We start from the raw sequence: 15,266 nt of genomic DNA, 5'->3' as shown, positions 1-15,266 counted from the left end.
CAGTTAATCGTAGTTTACTATCGTGTCAGTTATCAACGATTAACTGAACTTTCGTGACACCGACGTCCAACCCCTTAAGGCGTGCACCTCATGGCGATCGACACAGCTGCCAACCGGGCAGATCACGAGCTTCTCACCAGTGAGCTCGCAGAGAAGCTGGCCACTGCTGCCCGCGGCGGGAGCGAGAAGTCTCGGGAACGGCACATCGCCCGCGGCAAGCTCCTCCCCCGCGACCGCGTCGACGAGCTTCTCGACCCCGGTAGCCCCTTCCTCGAAATCTCACCGTTGGCCGCCAACGGCCTCTACGACGACGAGTGCCCCGGCGCAGGCGTGATCGCCGGCATCGGCCGCGTCTCCGGTCGCGAATGCGTCATCATCGCCAACGACGCCACCGTCAAGGGCGGCACCTACTACCCGATGACGGTGAAGAAGCACCTACGCGCGCAGGAGATCGCATTGCAGAACACTCTGCCGTGCATCTACCTCGTCGACTCGGGCGGAGCATTCCTTCCGCGCCAGGACGAGGTCTTTCCCGACCGCGACCACTTCGGCCGCATCTTCTTCAACCAGGCAACCATGAGTGCCAAGGGAATTGCGCAGATCGCCGCCGTCATGGGCTCCTGCACGGCAGGCGGCGCCTACGTGCCCGCGATGAGCGACGAAGCGATCATCGTCAAGAATCAGGGCACGATCTTCCTCGGCGGCCCGCCTCTGGTGAAGGCCGCGACCGGCGAGGTCGTCACCGCAGAGGAACTCGGCGGCGGTGATCTGCACTCGAAGATCTCCGGCGTCACCGACCATCTGGCCGAGGACGATCGAGACGCGCTGCACCGCGTCCGCCGCATCGTCTCCACCCTCGGACCTCGCACTCCGCGGCCTTGGGACCTCCTTCCCACACGCGCACCGGTAGCCGACCAGACCGATCTCTACGACGTGGTCCCCACCGACCCACGCACTCCCTACGACGTGCGTGAGGTGATCGGCCGCGTCGTCGACGCGGGTGAATTCGACGAGTTCAAAGCCGAATACGGCAAGACGCTCGTCACCGGATTCGCGCACGTCCACGGCCATCCCGTCGGAATCGTCGCCAACAACGGCGTGCTGTTCGCCGAATCTGCCATGAAGGGCGCGCATTTCATCGAACTGTGCGACAAGCGCAGCATTCCGCTGGTCTTCCTGCAGAACATCTCCGGCTTCATGGTCGGCCGCGACTACGAGGCAGGTGGCATCGCCAAGCACGGCGCGAAGATGGTCACCGCGGTCGCCTGTGCCCGCGTCCCCAAGATCACCGTCGTCATCGGCGGTTCCTACGGCGCGGGCAACTACTCGATGTGCGGCAGAGCGTATTCACCACGCTTTCTGTTCATGTGGCCCAACGCGCGAATCTCGGTGATGGGCGGCGACCAAGCAGCATCGGTGCTCGCCACGGTGCGCAGCGAACAACTCGACGCTGCCGGTCGGCCGTGGAGTGACGAGGACCAGGAATCGTTCAAGGCTCCCATCCGTGACCAGTACGAAAGTCAGGGCAACCCTTACTATTCGACGGCCCGCCTGTGGGACGACGGCATCATCGACCCGGCCGATACCAGGCAGGTTCTCGGACTGGCCCTCTCGGCGTGCGCCAACGCGCCGCTCGAGCCGGTCTCCTACGGCGTTTTCAGGATGTGAGAGATATGACCACGATGATCGACACAGTTCTGATCGCCAACCGCGGCGAGATCGCCGTGCGGGTGGCACGAACACTGCGCCGCATGGGAATTCGCACCGTCGCCGTGTACAGCGATGCCGACGCCGATGCCCGGCACGTTCGTGAGGCCGACACCGCCGTCCGACTCGGACCCGCGAACGCTCGCGAAAGTTACCTCGACACCGCCAAGGTGATCGCGGCTGCGAAAAGCACAGGTGCTCAGGGCATTCACCCCGGATACGGATTCCTCTCCGAGAACTCCGAGTTCGCAACCGCCTGTGCCGAAGCCGGAATCGCATTCCTCGGGCCCCCGGCGAAAGCCATCGAAGTGATGGGCGACAAGATCGCCGCGAAGGCTGCCGTCAGCGCATTCGGCGTACCCGTCGTTCCGGGAATCTCCCGCCCCGGCCTCACCGACGCCGACCTCGTCGCCGGCGCGCCGGACGTTGGATTCCCGGTGCTCGTCAAACCCTCCGCCGGTGGCGGCGGCAAGGGTATGCGTCTGGTCGAGCGTGCCGAGGATCTGCCTGCAGCGTTGACGAGTGCTCGCCGGGAGGCGGCCTCGTCCTTCGGAGACGACACCCTCTTCCTCGAGCGATTCGTGTTGCGGCCCCGGCACATCGAGGTACAGATCCTCGCCGACGGACACGGCAATGTCATCCACCTCGGCGAACGCGAATGCAGTCTGCAGCGCAGGCACCAGAAGGTCATCGAGGAGGCTCCGTCTCCCCTGCTCGACGAAGCGACCCGCGCACGCATCGGCGAGGCCGCCTGCAACACTGCCCGCAGTGTCGACTACTCCGGTGCCGGCACAGTCGAATTCATCGTCTCGGCCGATCGCCCCGACGAGTTCTTCTTCATGGAGATGAACACTCGTCTTCAGGTCGAGCACCCGGTCACCGAGATGGTCACCGGTCTCGACCTCGTCGAGTGGCAGGTTCGGGTGGCATCGGGCGAGCCCCTCACTCTCGCGCAGGACGACATCACGCTCACCGGACACGCCATCGAGGCCCGCGTCTACGCCGAGGACCCCGGCCGCGGATTCCTCCCCACCGGCGGTGCCGTCGTCGGATTGCGCGAGCCCTCTGCGCCGGGGATTCGCGTCGACTCCGGTCTCGCCGTCGGAACGGAGGTGGGCAGCAACTACGACCCCATGCTGTCCAAGGTCATCGCGCACGGCCCCGATCGCGCGACCGCATTGCGCAGCCTCGATCGTGCACTGGCCGACACCGCAGTACTCGGGGTCGTCACCAACATCGAGTTCGCTCGGTTCCTGCTCGCCGACAACGATGTTCGTGCCGGTAATCTCGACACCGGGCTGCTCGACCGCCGTGTCGAGGATTTCGTGGCCGCCGAGGCCACCGACGAGGCGCTGATCGCCGCCGCCGCAGTGCAGTGGCTCGACGCGTGGCAGACCGCGGATCAGGACATCTGGGCAGCACCGTCGGGTTGGCGAGTCGGCGCGCACGCGTCGTTCCATCGTCGTCTCGCGTCCGGAGGTCGGACGGCGCACGTAGCCATCACCGGCACGACAGCCGCGGCAACGGTCGTCGTCGACGACGGATCGCCGCGCACCCTGCGGGCAACGGCCACCGAGAATTCGGTGGATCTGGTGCTCGATGGTCTACGCGAATCGATGACCTTCGCTCGAAGCGGCTCGGCAACATGGATTTCCAGCTCCCGAGGCACCTGGCGAGTCGATCGGATCGCCGAGGCGAGCGTCCGCGAGGACGACGCGCACTCCGGCGATGCCGAGATCCTCTCGCCCATGCCGGGCTCGATCATCGCGATCGGAACAACCACCGGCAGCGCCGTCAGCGCGGGCACGGCCATCGTCGTCGTCGAGGCGATGAAGATGGAACACACCCTCACCACCCCGATCGACGGCACCGTCGAACTGACTGTTGCAGTGGGGGATCAGGTCCGCGTCGACCAGGTCCTCGCCCGAATCGTCCCCAACCACACCGAACAGGACCCATCATGACCGATCATCTGTCGTCCGCGAATCTGCCCGACGAGTACCAGCAGCTGGTCAAATCCGTTGCCGACTTCACCCGCACCGTCGTGGCACCGGTATCGGCGAAACACGATGCCGAGCATTCCTTTCCGTACGAGGTAGTTGCCGGCATGGCGGAGATGGGCCTGTTCGGCCTGCCGTTTCCCGAGGAGTTCGGCGGCATGGGCGGCGATTACTTCGCGCTGTGCCTGGCCCTCGAGGAGCTCGGTAAGGTCGACCAGAGCGTGGCGATGACCCTGGAAGCCGGCGTCTCGCTCGGCGCAATGCCCGTCTACCGATTCGGCAACGACGCACAGAAGCAGCAGTGGCTGCCCAAGCTCACCGCAGGCAAGGCCCTGGCCGCATTCGGTCTCACCGAGCCCGGTGCCGGCAGCGACGCGGGTGGCACCAAGACCACCGCCAAGCGCGACGGTGGTGACTGGATCATCAACGGCAGCAAGCAGTTCATCACCAACTCGGGCACCGACATCACCGAGCTCGTCACCGTCACCGCGGTGACGGGGGTCGACGAAGCGACGGGGCGCAAGCAGATCTCGTCGATCCTCGTCCCCACCGATACCCCGGGATTCGTCGCAGAGGCCGCCTACAACAAGGTCGGCTGGAACGCGTCGGACACCCACCCGCTCAGCTTCACCGATGTACGCGTGCCGCAGGAGAATCTGCTCGGCGAGGAAGGCCGCGGGTACGCGAACTTCCTGCACATCCTCGACGAGGGCCGGATCGCGATCGCCGCCGTCTCGGTCGGTGCCGCACAGGGGTGCGTGGACGAGAGCGTCAAGTACGCCAAGGAGCGTGAGGCCTTCGGGGCTCCGATCGCACGCAATCAGGCGATCTCGTTCAAGATCGCCCGCATGGAGGCCCGCGCTCACACCGCGCGAACCGCGTACTACGACGCGGCGGCATTGATGTTGGCGGGCAAGCCGTTCAAGAAGGCTGCGTCCATCGCCAAGCTCGTCGCCTCCGAGGCCGCGATGGACAATGCGCGCGATGCGACGCAGATCCATGGCGGCTACGGCTTCATGAACGAGTACGTCGTCGCTCGTCACTACCGCGACAGCAAGATCCTCGAGATCGGTGAGGGTACAACCGAGGTTCAGCTGATGCTGATCGCGCGGAGCCTGGGGCTGTGAGCGACAAACGAATTCGCCAACGTGGCCTGTGGTTCGAGGAGATGGAACTCGGCACCGTCTACGAGCACCGACCCGGCCGCACCATCACCGAGGCCGACAACACGCTGTTCACCACGCAGACGATGAACACGCAGGCCCTGCACCTCGACGCGGCCTACAGCGAGACAACGGCGTTCGGCCAGAGATTGGTGAATTCGATGTTCACCGTCTCCACCCTCGTCGGACTGTCGGTGACGCAGTTGACCCAGGGCACCATCGTGGCGAACCTGGGTTTCTCGGAGGTGTCGTTCCCCAAGCCGCTGTTCCACGGAGACACCCTCTACGCCGAGACCGTGATCTCGGACAAGCGCGAATCGAAATCCCGCCCAGGCGAAGGCATCGTGACGTTCACGCACACCGGTCGAAACCAACACGGGGACGTCGTCGCGATTGCCGTCCGCAAGACGCTCGTCCGGATGCAACCACCGGAGGAGGCGTCGTGACCTGGGTTCCGCCGGGGCCCGCGTGGTTGTTCTGCCCGGCAGACCGCCCCGAGCGGTACGAGAAGGCAGCGGCACGAGCAGATGTCGTCATCCTCGACCTGGAGGATGCGGTCGGGGCGGCGGACAAGGCGGGTGCTCGTGAGTCCGTCCTGTCGACCCCACTGGATCCGGCGCGCACCATCGTCCGTGTCAACGCGCACAGCACGGACGATCAGGCTGCGGACCTCGCGGCGTTGCAGCAGACCGAGTACACGACCGTGATGCTCCCCAAATGTGAATCGGCCGAACAGATTGCGGCGCTGGCTCCACTGAATGTCGTCGCGCTGATCGAGTCTCCGCTCGGCGCGATGACGGTGTTCGACGCCCTCGCCGCGGACAATGCGATCGGTGCCATGTGGGGTGCCGAGGATCTGGTGGCCGCCATGGGTGGCAACTCGAGCAGGCATTCCAATGGACAGTATCGTGCTGTGGCGCAGCATGTTCGGTCGCAGACGCTGCTCGCAGCCAAGGCACGTGGGGTGTTCGCGTTGGACTCGGTGTTCCTCGACATCCCCGATCTCGACGGTGTCCGCGCGGAGTCCGAGGATGCCGTGGCGATCGGCTTCGACGGAAAAGTGGCCATTCATCCAAGCCACATCCCCGTCGTTCGCCAGGCCTATGCGCCCACCGCCGAGGAACTCGACTGGGCCACCGACGTGCTCGACGCCGTTGCCCAGAACCGCGGCGTCTTCACCTTTCGTGGCCAGATGGTCGATGCTCCGGTACTCGCGCATGCTCGACGCATCGTCGCCCGCAGGCCGTCGTAGACCGGTAATTGCAGACGCCGTTAATTGCCGGCGCGGTACGGTGGGTGGTCAGGAGTACCGGTATCGAAAGGCACGGCAATGACCGCACACGACCCCGCGCTGACGGCGCTGGCGCAGAACTGGCTGGCGCTGGCGGTGCTGCACGGCCGGATCGAGGGTCGGATCGAACGCGCACTACAGGCCGAGCACAACCTCAGTGCTCGTGAGTACTGGCTGCTCGACGTCCTGGGCAGGCAGCACGACGGGGAGGGCGGGCATCTGCAAATGAAGCAGGTGGCCGACGCCGTCGTGCTGAGCCAGAGTGCGACGACGCGACTGGTCACCCGACTCGAAGACCGCGGACTACTCACTCGGTACCTGTGCCCCACCGATCGCCGAGGCATCTACACCGACGTCAGTGAAGAGGGCCTGGCCCTGCTCGAGGCCGCGCGACCGACCAACGATGCGGCGCTGCGCGAGGCACTCGACGAGGCGTCGACCGAGCCGGATCTGATCCCACTGGTCGACGCCGTCCGCCGCGCGGAGGGTTGAGAATCACTGCAGTTGTTCGACGACCTGACGCGTCGCATCGGCAACGAGGGAATTCATGGCCGGTGAATCTTCGGTGTCTGACGTCGAAGCACTGAGGACGACCACGAGAATTCGCTGCCCGTCCGGTCCCAGCAACAGCCCTGCATCGTTCGAGACGCCGTAACTGCCCGTGCCGGTCTTGTCGGCCGAAGTCCACCCTGCCGGGAGCGCGGCGCGGAACCGGGCGTCGGAGGTCTGAGTATCGGCCATCCAGGCCAACAGCTGTTCGCGTGAGTCCGCGGTCAGCACATCGCCGTCGAGCAAGGTTCGGTAGCCGGCGGCCATCGAGTTCGGTGTTGTGGTGTCGCGTAAATCTCCGGGGATAGCGGTATTGAGTTCAGGCTCGGTGCGGTCGAGCCGGAACTCGGTGTCGCCCAGCGACCTCGCGAACTCGGTGAGAGCCGCAGTTCCACCGGCCTCACGGATCAGAAGATTGCCGGAGGTGTTGTCGCTCTCGGTCAATGCGGCCGCCGCCAGGTCTGCGATCGTGACGACGGATCCTGGTTCCCAGTCGACTGCGGACTCGGGCACCTTATCCGCTGCGGTGATCGTTCTGGTGTCGCTCAGCTGCAGTGCACCTGCATCGACGGCGGCAAGTACGGCACCGACGGCGTACACCTTGAATGTGGAGCAGAACGCGAAACGTTCGTCGCCTCGATGACTTTCGGTGGAATCCGAGGCGAGATCGACAGCACTGACGCCGAGTCGAGCATTATCCCTGGCCTCGAAATCGAGATAGACCTGTTCGGTACTGGACTGTTCATCGACGGACTGTTCGGTGGTGGTTGCAGCGGTCTGCGGTGGTTCTACGGTGGTCGTCGCCGAACACGCGACGCCTGTGGTCAGTGTGAGAGTCACCGCTGCGATAGCGGTGATCAGTCGGGTGGAGGTCGAGGTACGCATGGGAGTCACCCGATCACATACGGGCACCCTGGGGCCAAGTCCCGGGACGCAGCCGGATCATTCCTCTTCGGTATCGGGGCAGCTGAGCGTGTTTCAATAGGTCGGTGGACCTGGTTCGCCATCTCGAGTATTTCGTCGCCGTCGCCGAAGAACGTCACTTCGGCCGCGCCGCGGCAACTCTCGGCGTGACGCAGCCACCGGTGTCGCGAGCGATCAAGGCATTGGAGAAGCACCTCGGACTCACACTCGTGGAGCGAACGCCCGACGGTGCCGCCATCACCGAGCACGGCGCTGCGCTGTTGCCTCGAGCCCGGTTGATCGTCGACGACGCGCGCCGATTGACCACTACCGCAAGATCACTCACTACGTCCGGGACGGTTCGCATCGGACTCATCCCCCAACTGGACGATGGGATCGCCGCGCGGATCGCCGCATCCGTGGGCGTTCAGGCACGTGTGGAGACCGCCGGTGCAGTGTCGTTGCTCGACGGGGTGCGCTCACACGACCTCGACGTCGCGGTGGTCGATCATCCGGTGGTACTCGACCGACTGTCGGCCGGACCGGTCATCGCACTCCCCCGGCGAGTCAGAGTTCCTGCGGGACATCGCTCGGCTCGGGCAGAGCGGCCACGACTGACCATGTTGTCGGACCTCGCCTTCGCGACTGCACCGAGGACTGCGAATCCACCCGCACACGATCTGATTCTCGACGCGTTCAGACGCCATGCTCTCGACCCAGAGGTGTTCATCGCGAACACCGTTCGCGATGCCGCTATCGGCGTCGCGTCGGGTCGCTGCTTCGGACTCGTTCCGGCCGCGAGCCCGGTACTGCCTGGAACCGAGCACCTCGACCTCGCTGCCGACGATGTCGCGCTTCGGGTTCGGATCGTGCGTCGCGACGACTCGGTGAAACCTCTGGTGGATCTCATCGATCGAATCCTGTTGCAGGCCTGTAGATGAACACGACCGACGAAGAGCTTCGCGCAGTATTCGCCGATGCCGGCTGCCGCGGTTGGGTACGCGCCGAGCGGGTCGACGGTACCGGCACGGTCGTCGACTTCGAGGGCGACGATCCTGTTGTCGCCGCGTCGGTGTGGAAGATCGTGCTGCTGGTTGCCACGGCGCGCGCGTTCGACGAGGGCGTCTTGGCTGCAACCGATTCGGTGCGGCTCGTCCCGGCGCAGTGCAGTCCGGGGCCGACGGGAATAGCGAGCTACGCCGATCCGGTGACGATGAGTTGGCGGGACGTCGCGCGTTCGATGATCACTGTCTCCGACAATGCTGCGGCGGACGCACTTCTCGGTGCACTCGGCCTCGATGCACTCTCGCGGGTGATCGACTCACTCGGGCTCGAAGACACCCGCATCGTCGGTGGCACGAAGACACTGGGTGACCAGATCGTGCGGGACACCGGCAGGTTGAACGCGGACGAGGCGTTGGGATTGCTGGCCAGCAACTACTCGGTGATCGACAGTGCGGGTTTCGATCCCGCCTACACCTCCTGCACCACACCCCGCGACAGCAACGCGGTGCTCCGTGCGATCTGGTTGGGCACTGCCGCATCACCGGAACAGTGCAGGTACATGAGAGGAGTTCTGTCCCAGCAGGTGTGGCCGCACAGAATTCGCAGTGGGATTCCGTACCCGGATGTAGAGGTCGCAGGCAAGACCGGCACCATCGGACCCATCCGCAACGAGGTTGCCGTGGTGTCGTTTCCGGGCGAGGAGCCCGTCGCGGTGTCGGTCTTCACCCGGGCCGCGCGGATGGATCTGTACCTCCCACTGGTCGATCAGGCCATCGGTCACGCGGCACGAGTCGCAGTGACAACAGTTCGCTAGGAGCAGTGCCGAAGACCACGAAGAGATGATCACCCTGCGTGGTGAGGTCAGACGGGTATCTGGACTCGAGCAGGATGACCTCGACTCACCGAGGAAGGGTCCACGTCGACCCGCCCGACGTGGTGACGTATCCGGTTGCGCGGCCCTCGGCACCGAGTTCCCAACCCATTCGTTTCCGTGAACGCAGCGTCACCGACGATTCGATGATGTGCAAGCTCGGAGCCCGACTTTCGAGCCATTCCTGTACTCGCAGAATTTCGGGCACGGAGGACACCCACATGCTGAGTAGGAAGTTCGCGGGTCCGGTGAGCGACATGCAGAGTCGCAGTTCCGAACGTGCACGGATGATCTCGACGACCTCCTGATGCGCCTGCACGGGGAGCCGACACCACCACGTCACGGTAATCGGCCAGCGCGTAGCATCCTGTGCCACTTCACATCGCAGCACGACTGCGCGAGAACGCAGAAGCGCAGCAAGCTGCCGCCGAACGGACGACGTAGGTCGACCGAGCGCGGACGCTATTTCAGGGGCCGACGCCCGGCCGTTTCCCGTCAGTTCACCGACGAGCGAGCGCGCCACCTGATCGGTCAGGCTTTCCGGACGCGCGTACCCGGACCGATCAGGTGATTCGCCGAGCGCGGCGACCGCGGAATGCTGTGCGCCATCCAATGAGTCCAACCTCCACCGACTTCCTTCCACGTGCAACGCCGTGCACGTGTGGGTTTGAGTCGATCGAACACTGTCGAAGCCCGGCAGATCGTCGAGCACCAAACCGGTCAGCTCGTCGAGCGACGACGTCTGCACCGTCAACACCAGGTCTCGGCCACGCGCAGCATGCTCGATCGACACCACTCGCGGATCCTGGACCAACGCATCGACAAGCTCCGCTGAGCCGACGCGTCCACACGTCACCTCGATCATGGCGGTGATCGCACCCGCTCCGGTCAACGGTGCGGGGTACGCGGTGATCCACGCCAGCCCACGCTCGACTATCGAATGCCATCGCCGAGCCAGCGTCGCGGCGGTGGAACCCAGGATCGGAGCGAGATCCGTCCACGAAGCCCGCGGTGCGATCTGGAGAGCATGAACGAGCGAAAGTTCGGATTCGGTCAGCATTTCTTGCACAGAACACCTTCATGGGTTCGCTGGGTGATCGCTTCTGACGAAGATGGGTGCTCCTCGTAGGGGCAACCAGACACTATGAGGACGGACACAGTCAACCCCGATGGATGGCTGTCGACACAAAGGTGATCAATGAATCTACTGGACGACGCCCACGCCTTGGCCGGCGATCTGAAGCAGCTCCGACGCACACTGCATCGGCAGCCCGAGGTCGGTCTGGATCTGCCGCGTACGCAGGAAACGGTGCTGCAAGCACTCGATGGCCTGCCACTCGAGGTCCGTACGGGCACCCGCACGACGTCGGTGACCGCTGTTCTGCGCGGAACGAAACCGACTGACAACTTCGCGCGCACAGTGCTCCTCAGAGCCGATATGGACGGATTACCGGTTACGGAACAGACCGGCTTGGACTTTGCCTCGCAGAACGGTGCGATGCACGGCTGCGGCCACGATCTGCACACTGCCGCATTGGTCGGTGCCGCCCAGCTGCTCTCACGTCATCGTGACCACATCGCAGGCGATGTGGTGCTGATGTTCCAACCGGGCGAGGAAGGTTGGGACGGCGCAGCGACGATGATCGAGGAAGGCGTGCTCGACGCATCGGGCCGACGAGCGGACGCGGCCTACGGATTGCACGTCTTCTCCTCCCAACAATCCAACGGCACATTCTTTTCCCGACCCGGCACCTTGCTCGCCGCGTCGTACCGACTCATCGTCACCGTGCAAGGGGCAGGCGGTCACGGCTCGTCACCTTCGACGGCACGTGACCCGGTGACGGCGATGGCCGAGATGATCACATCGCTGCAGACAATGGTCACGCGGACGTTCGACATCTTCGATCCCGTAGTCGTCACGGTCGCGAAGGTACGAGCGGGCTCACGCCACAACATCATTCCCGACGAGGCGTACTTCGAGGCCACGGTGCGGTGCTACTCGGAAGTCACGTACGACGCCGTACCCACCGCGCTGCGACGGGTTCTCGACGGAGTCGCGTCGGCACACCGCGTCGACGTCGACGTCGACGTGATCGCCGAGTTTCCGATGACCGTGAACAATGCCACCGAAGTCCAGCGCGGGGCAGCGACGGTCGTCGAACTTCTCGGTGAGGAGCGGTACGAAACGGCTCCACACCCTCTGTCCGGATCCGAAGACTTCTCGTACGTACTCCAGGATATTCCCGGAGCTTTCATCGGATTGGGAGCATGCATGCCCGACGCCGACACTGCTACCGCGCCGATGAACCACTCGCCCCGAGCCTGTTTCGACGATTCCGTCCTCGCCGACGCCGCGACTGTCTACGCCGGACTGGCCATCGGACGGCTCGACCACACCCCCTCACCCGAAAGCGATGCACCATGACCGAGAGCGCAACCACCGGAGTGACACCGAGCCAAGCTCGACCGAACGACCGATGGGAGAAGACCAAAGCCATTGTGGGAGTGGGGGCCGGAAACGGAATCGAGTACTTCGATTGGACCGTCTACGCGATCTTCGCTGCCTTCTTCGCGCCCCAGTTCTTTCACACCGGATCTCCGGTCTCCGACCTACTGGCATCGTTCGGTGTCTTCGCGGTCGGTTTCGTCGCACGTCCCTTCGGCGGTCTCCTGTTCGGCTGGTTGTCCGACCGCCGTGGACGCAAGCTGTCGATGACACTCGCTGTCGCACTGGCCTCGATCGGTAGTCTCGTCATCGGTCTGACGCCGACCCACCAAACGATCGGTGCCGCAGCGGCCGTCGTCCTGGTGCTGGCCCGTCTTGCTCAGGGCGTCGCTCACGGCGGTGAATTACCCTCCGCGCAGACGTACATCATCGAGTACGCGCCCTCCGAACGTCGGGGACTGTGGTCGAGTCTGATCTACATCTCCAATACCTCGGGTGTGGTCGCAGGCACGCTCCTGGGTGCCCTGTTGACGACAACGCTGACCGGTGAGCAAATGACGGACTGGGGATGGCGACTTCCGTTCCTGTTGGGCGGCGTGCTCGGACTGTTCGTGCTGTGGATGCGTTCGCGCATGGCCGAGACCGAGGTATACGAGAAGTCCGGCGATGTTCACGCGAAAATATCGATGAGGGAGCAATTCTCGGCACATCGGCGCCAGGTTCTGCAGGTGCTCTTCTTCAGCGTCGGCGGCACGGTCTTCTACTACGTGTGGGCAGTATCGGCACCGGCCTATGCCATCACGGTGCGCGGAATCGACCCGTCCGGCGCATTGTGGGCGGGTGTGGGAGCCAATGTCGTCTTGATCGCATCACTCCCCGTCTGGGGTGCACTCTCGGACAGAATCGGGCGAAAGCCGGTGCTGTTCATAGGAAACATCGGAATCGCGCTGCTACTTTTTCCGCTCGACGCCATGGTCGGATCCAGCGCGCTCACGTTGTTCCTGGCGATGTCGGTGGCGTTGTGTGCCATCGGAGCAATCCTGGCCGTCATGCCTGCGATGATGGCGGAGTTGTTTCCCACCGGCATGCGAGCCGCGGGAGTAGGGGTTCCGTATTCGATCGCGGTTGCCGCGTTCGGTGGAACTGCTGCCTACGTGCAGACATTCTTCGCCGAGCGTGGAACGCCGGACCTGTTCCAGTGGTACACACTTGCTCTGCTTGCGGTATCCATAGCCGCTCTGATCACAATTCCCGAGACGAGAGAACGCGATCTGGCCGCTTCAGAGGTCGATTCGTAGCGACTGGGTGGGTGGGCTCGTGCGAAGAAGCGACGACAGTACGGATCCCCACCCCTGTTTCGACCGTGCTGCCGCCTCTCGCCCTTCGTCGCGAAACAACACAGTAGGCATGCTCTCTCGTTGATCGATGTCCGAAATTACGCTCGGTCCTGTGTGACCTCGAAGTCTCTTGCCAGGCTCGACGAACGCACTTTCTCGGACTCGGTAGCGCCCTGTCCACCGTTGCAGCGGAGTTGTTACCTGCCCGAGACGGGCAACGCGCCGAGCTCGAACCAGGACCCGGCCCTCAGAGGTCGAGCGCAAGTGCTCGGTGATCGGACACCTCCGGCGCGGCGACGATCTCGAAGCTGCGTACCTCGAACGGCGAGGACACCAGCAGATAGCTGGCACTGCGCACTTGTTTCGTGTACCTCGACGTTCGGGTATCGGCTTCTCCCACCAAGTCGGTCATCCCATGCTCGGCCAGCAGCGTGAACGTCTCGCTCGACGGCAGCAGATTCAGGTCTCCGCACAGGACGATTTCGTCACTCACCGGCCGAACGTGCTCGACGATCTCCGCTAGCTTCTGGGCCTGCTCGAACCTAGCGGGACTGTCGCCCTTACCGATTGGATCTCGCAGCCCGTGCACTTGGATGACAGAGATGAAGCTTTCGGCAACCCGATCGCGAACGGTGATCGTCAGGGCAGCTCGCGGTCGGTCGTCGACGTTCCACTCCGCGTGATCGACGAACCGGGAGTGAACGAACCTCGCATCGATTCCTACGACGGGAACGTCGTCACGCACCCAGGTGGCGATGCCGAAGTCCTGCCTCAGCTCGGTACCGTCACCGTCCGTGACAGGCCCCGCGTCGTTCGCGACGAAATGCGGCGTATATCCGGGAAGCACCGCCGACACGTCGTCGAACAAGTTCAGCCGTTGCGGCAGAGTGCGCTCACCGTCCGCGAACGTCGCCCAGCCCGATCGATGCGGAGTGCGAGTGACCTCCTGAAGACAAATGACATCGGCTTCAACGGTTTTCAGCCAGGCGACGAGCTCGTCGTACATGGCACCACCCCACGCATTGATCGACACGATCTTCACGGCGTCATGATGGCAGACGAGCTCGACCTGGAACAGTCAATTTCGATGCAGCAGTGACGATCCACCAAACGTCGGAGCAGCACCCGACCCGGGACCTTGCACACAGCGTCGCGATGCACGAATTCCCCTTCACCGACGCCGCCGATGCACTCTATGTTTATCCATCACCCGACCAAGAACCGACAGGAGATCGAGCACCCGTGAGTGTGCAGTGGGCCGTCTTCTTGTCGTTGGTGTTGGCCAGCTACATCTCCCCCGGGCCCGACACTGTGATGATCCTGCGTTCGAGTGTGAAAGGACGGATCGTCGCGATGGCAGCAGCTGCCGGCGCATTGTGCAGCTTGGCCGTGCATATGCTCGTCAGCGCGGTTGGCCTGTCGGCATTGATCGTCGCGCTTCCCGGCATCCTCACCGTCCTTGCAATCCTCGGGGCCGTGTATCTCGCCTACCTCGGCATTCGGGCGCTTTTGGCAAGCGCCAGCACGAGGCGTTCAGGCGGGAGTTCCCTCACCGTCGGCCCCGAGTCGGTATCCGGTAGTCATGCCCGTCGACGCGCCTTCCGAAGTACCTTCGTCACCAACTTGACCAACCCGAAGGTGATCCTGTTTTTCGTCGCCGTGTTGCCGCAGTTCGTCGACCGATCGTCCTCGTGGCCTGTCGCCATGCAACTCGGAGTCCTGGGTGCCGCCGACGTCCTGGTCGGGGTTCTTTATCTGCCGATACTGGTCCTGTTCGGCGTCAGGGCTTTTCGCAACCTCGGCCCGCGAGGACTGGCCAACCTCGAACTCGGAGTAGGTGTTCTGCTGCTGATCTTCGCCGGCGCACTTGTCGTCGACGGCGTTCTGGGTTGAGCCCGACCGGCTGACTCCGCGAAAAAGCAATACGAGCGAGAAGTCGGATCGTGGCATCCACGAGTTGAACGACAGCGACAGACCCAGCAGTCTGAAACAGA

General features: G+C 64.0%; 14 protein-coding genes. 11 read left to right on the top strand and 3 right to left on the bottom strand.

Translation table 11 applies throughout. From position 1 onward, the window contains the following. Positions 1 to 90 precede the first annotated feature (90 nt). The 6 genes from AB0362_RS16320 (at position 91) to AB0362_RS16295 (ending at position 6,653) form a co-directional block, all read left to right on the top strand. Positions 91 to 1,668 carry a carboxyl transferase domain-containing protein gene (locus AB0362_RS16320; protein ID WP_366235890.1) on the top strand — a complete coding sequence of 526 codons (1,578 nt, stop codon included), beginning with the start codon at positions 91 to 93 and terminating at the stop codon, positions 1,666 to 1,668. A gap of 5 nt (positions 1,669 to 1,673) precedes the next feature. Next, positions 1,674 to 3,671, top strand: a complete 1,998-nt coding sequence (locus AB0362_RS16315) for an acetyl/propionyl/methylcrotonyl-CoA carboxylase subunit alpha (RefSeq protein ID WP_366235889.1) — start codon at positions 1,674 to 1,676, stop codon at positions 3,669 to 3,671. Beyond that, complete coding sequence (locus AB0362_RS16310; protein ID WP_366235888.1) at positions 3,668 to 4,834, top strand: acyl-CoA dehydrogenase family protein; 1,167 nt, start codon at positions 3,668 to 3,670, stop codon at positions 4,832 to 4,834. Before AB0362_RS16315 ends, AB0362_RS16310 begins: the two co-directional genes overlap by 4 nt. Further along, positions 4,831 to 5,316, top strand: coding sequence for a MaoC family dehydratase (locus AB0362_RS16305; RefSeq protein WP_331712071.1), 486 nt, complete (start codon positions 4,831 to 4,833; stop codon positions 5,314 to 5,316). The genes AB0362_RS16310 and AB0362_RS16305 overlap by 4 nt, the downstream gene beginning before the upstream one ends. Next, positions 5,313 to 6,122, top strand: a complete 810-nt coding sequence (locus tag AB0362_RS16300; protein WP_317784859.1) for a CoA ester lyase — start codon at positions 5,313 to 5,315, stop codon at positions 6,120 to 6,122. The genes AB0362_RS16305 and AB0362_RS16300 overlap by 4 nt, the downstream gene beginning before the upstream one ends. A 78-nt stretch (positions 6,123 to 6,200) precedes the next feature. Continuing rightward, positions 6,201 to 6,653 (top strand): MarR family transcriptional regulator, encoded by a 453-nt coding sequence (locus AB0362_RS16295; RefSeq protein ID WP_149407136.1) that lies wholly within the window; start codon positions 6,201 to 6,203, stop codon positions 6,651 to 6,653. Between the two features lie 3 nt (positions 6,654 to 6,656). Here AB0362_RS16295 and bla read toward each other — a convergent pair whose 3' ends face one another. Next, a complete protein-coding gene (gene bla / locus AB0362_RS16290) occupies positions 6,657 to 7,595 on the bottom strand; it encodes a class A beta-lactamase (protein ID WP_366235887.1) in 939 nt (312 codons plus the stop codon). A gap of 104 nt (positions 7,596 to 7,699) precedes the next feature. On the opposite strand from bla, the gene AB0362_RS16285 reads away from it, so the two are divergent. Further along, a complete protein-coding gene (locus tag AB0362_RS16285; protein WP_366235886.1) occupies positions 7,700 to 8,554 on the top strand; it encodes a LysR family transcriptional regulator in 855 nt (284 codons plus the stop codon). Further along, complete coding sequence (locus tag AB0362_RS16280; protein WP_366235885.1) at positions 8,551 to 9,432, top strand: serine hydrolase; 882 nt, start codon at positions 8,551 to 8,553, stop codon at positions 9,430 to 9,432. The genes AB0362_RS16285 and AB0362_RS16280 overlap by 4 nt, the downstream gene beginning before the upstream one ends. Before the next feature lie 85 nt (positions 9,433 to 9,517). On the opposite strand, the gene AB0362_RS16275 is transcribed toward AB0362_RS16280, so the two are convergent. Further along, the gene (locus AB0362_RS16275; RefSeq protein WP_317813300.1) at positions 9,518 to 10,558 is read right to left on the bottom strand and encodes an Lrp/AsnC family transcriptional regulator; all 1,041 of its coding nucleotides are present in this window, start codon (positions 10,556 to 10,558) and stop codon (positions 9,518 to 9,520) included. A 129-nt stretch (positions 10,559 to 10,687) separates the two neighbouring features. Between AB0362_RS16275 and AB0362_RS16270 the strand changes: the two genes are divergently transcribed. After that, positions 10,688 to 11,914, top strand: coding sequence for a M20 family metallopeptidase (locus AB0362_RS16270; RefSeq protein ID WP_366235884.1), 1,227 nt, complete (start codon positions 10,688 to 10,690; stop codon positions 11,912 to 11,914). Then, on the top strand, positions 11,911 to 13,233 hold the full coding sequence (locus AB0362_RS16265) for an MFS transporter (protein WP_366235883.1): 1,323 nt from the start codon (positions 11,911 to 11,913) through the stop codon (positions 13,231 to 13,233). The genes AB0362_RS16270 and AB0362_RS16265 overlap by 4 nt, the downstream gene beginning before the upstream one ends. Before the next feature lie 286 nt (positions 13,234 to 13,519). On the opposite strand, the gene AB0362_RS16260 is transcribed toward AB0362_RS16265, so the two are convergent. After that, positions 13,520 to 14,314: an endonuclease/exonuclease/phosphatase family protein gene (locus tag AB0362_RS16260; protein ID WP_366235882.1), complete on the bottom strand. Its 795-nt coding sequence runs from the start codon at positions 14,312 to 14,314 to the stop codon at positions 13,520 to 13,522. A gap of 200 nt (positions 14,315 to 14,514) precedes the next feature. Here AB0362_RS16260 and AB0362_RS16255 point away from each other — a divergent pair, with 200 nt between their 5' ends. Beyond that, on the top strand, positions 14,515 to 15,165 hold the full coding sequence (locus AB0362_RS16255) for a LysE family translocator (RefSeq protein WP_317810180.1): 651 nt from the start codon (positions 14,515 to 14,517) through the stop codon (positions 15,163 to 15,165). Positions 15,166 to 15,266 lie beyond the last annotated feature (101 nt).

It is taken from the genome of Rhodococcus sp. NPDC079359 (assembly GCF_040702585.1).
Taxonomy (GTDB): Bacteria; Actinomycetota; Actinomycetes; order Mycobacteriales; family Mycobacteriaceae; genus Rhodococcoides.
Note: the sequence above shows the minus strand (reverse complement) of the source record. Positions and strands in the feature narration are given on the sequence as shown.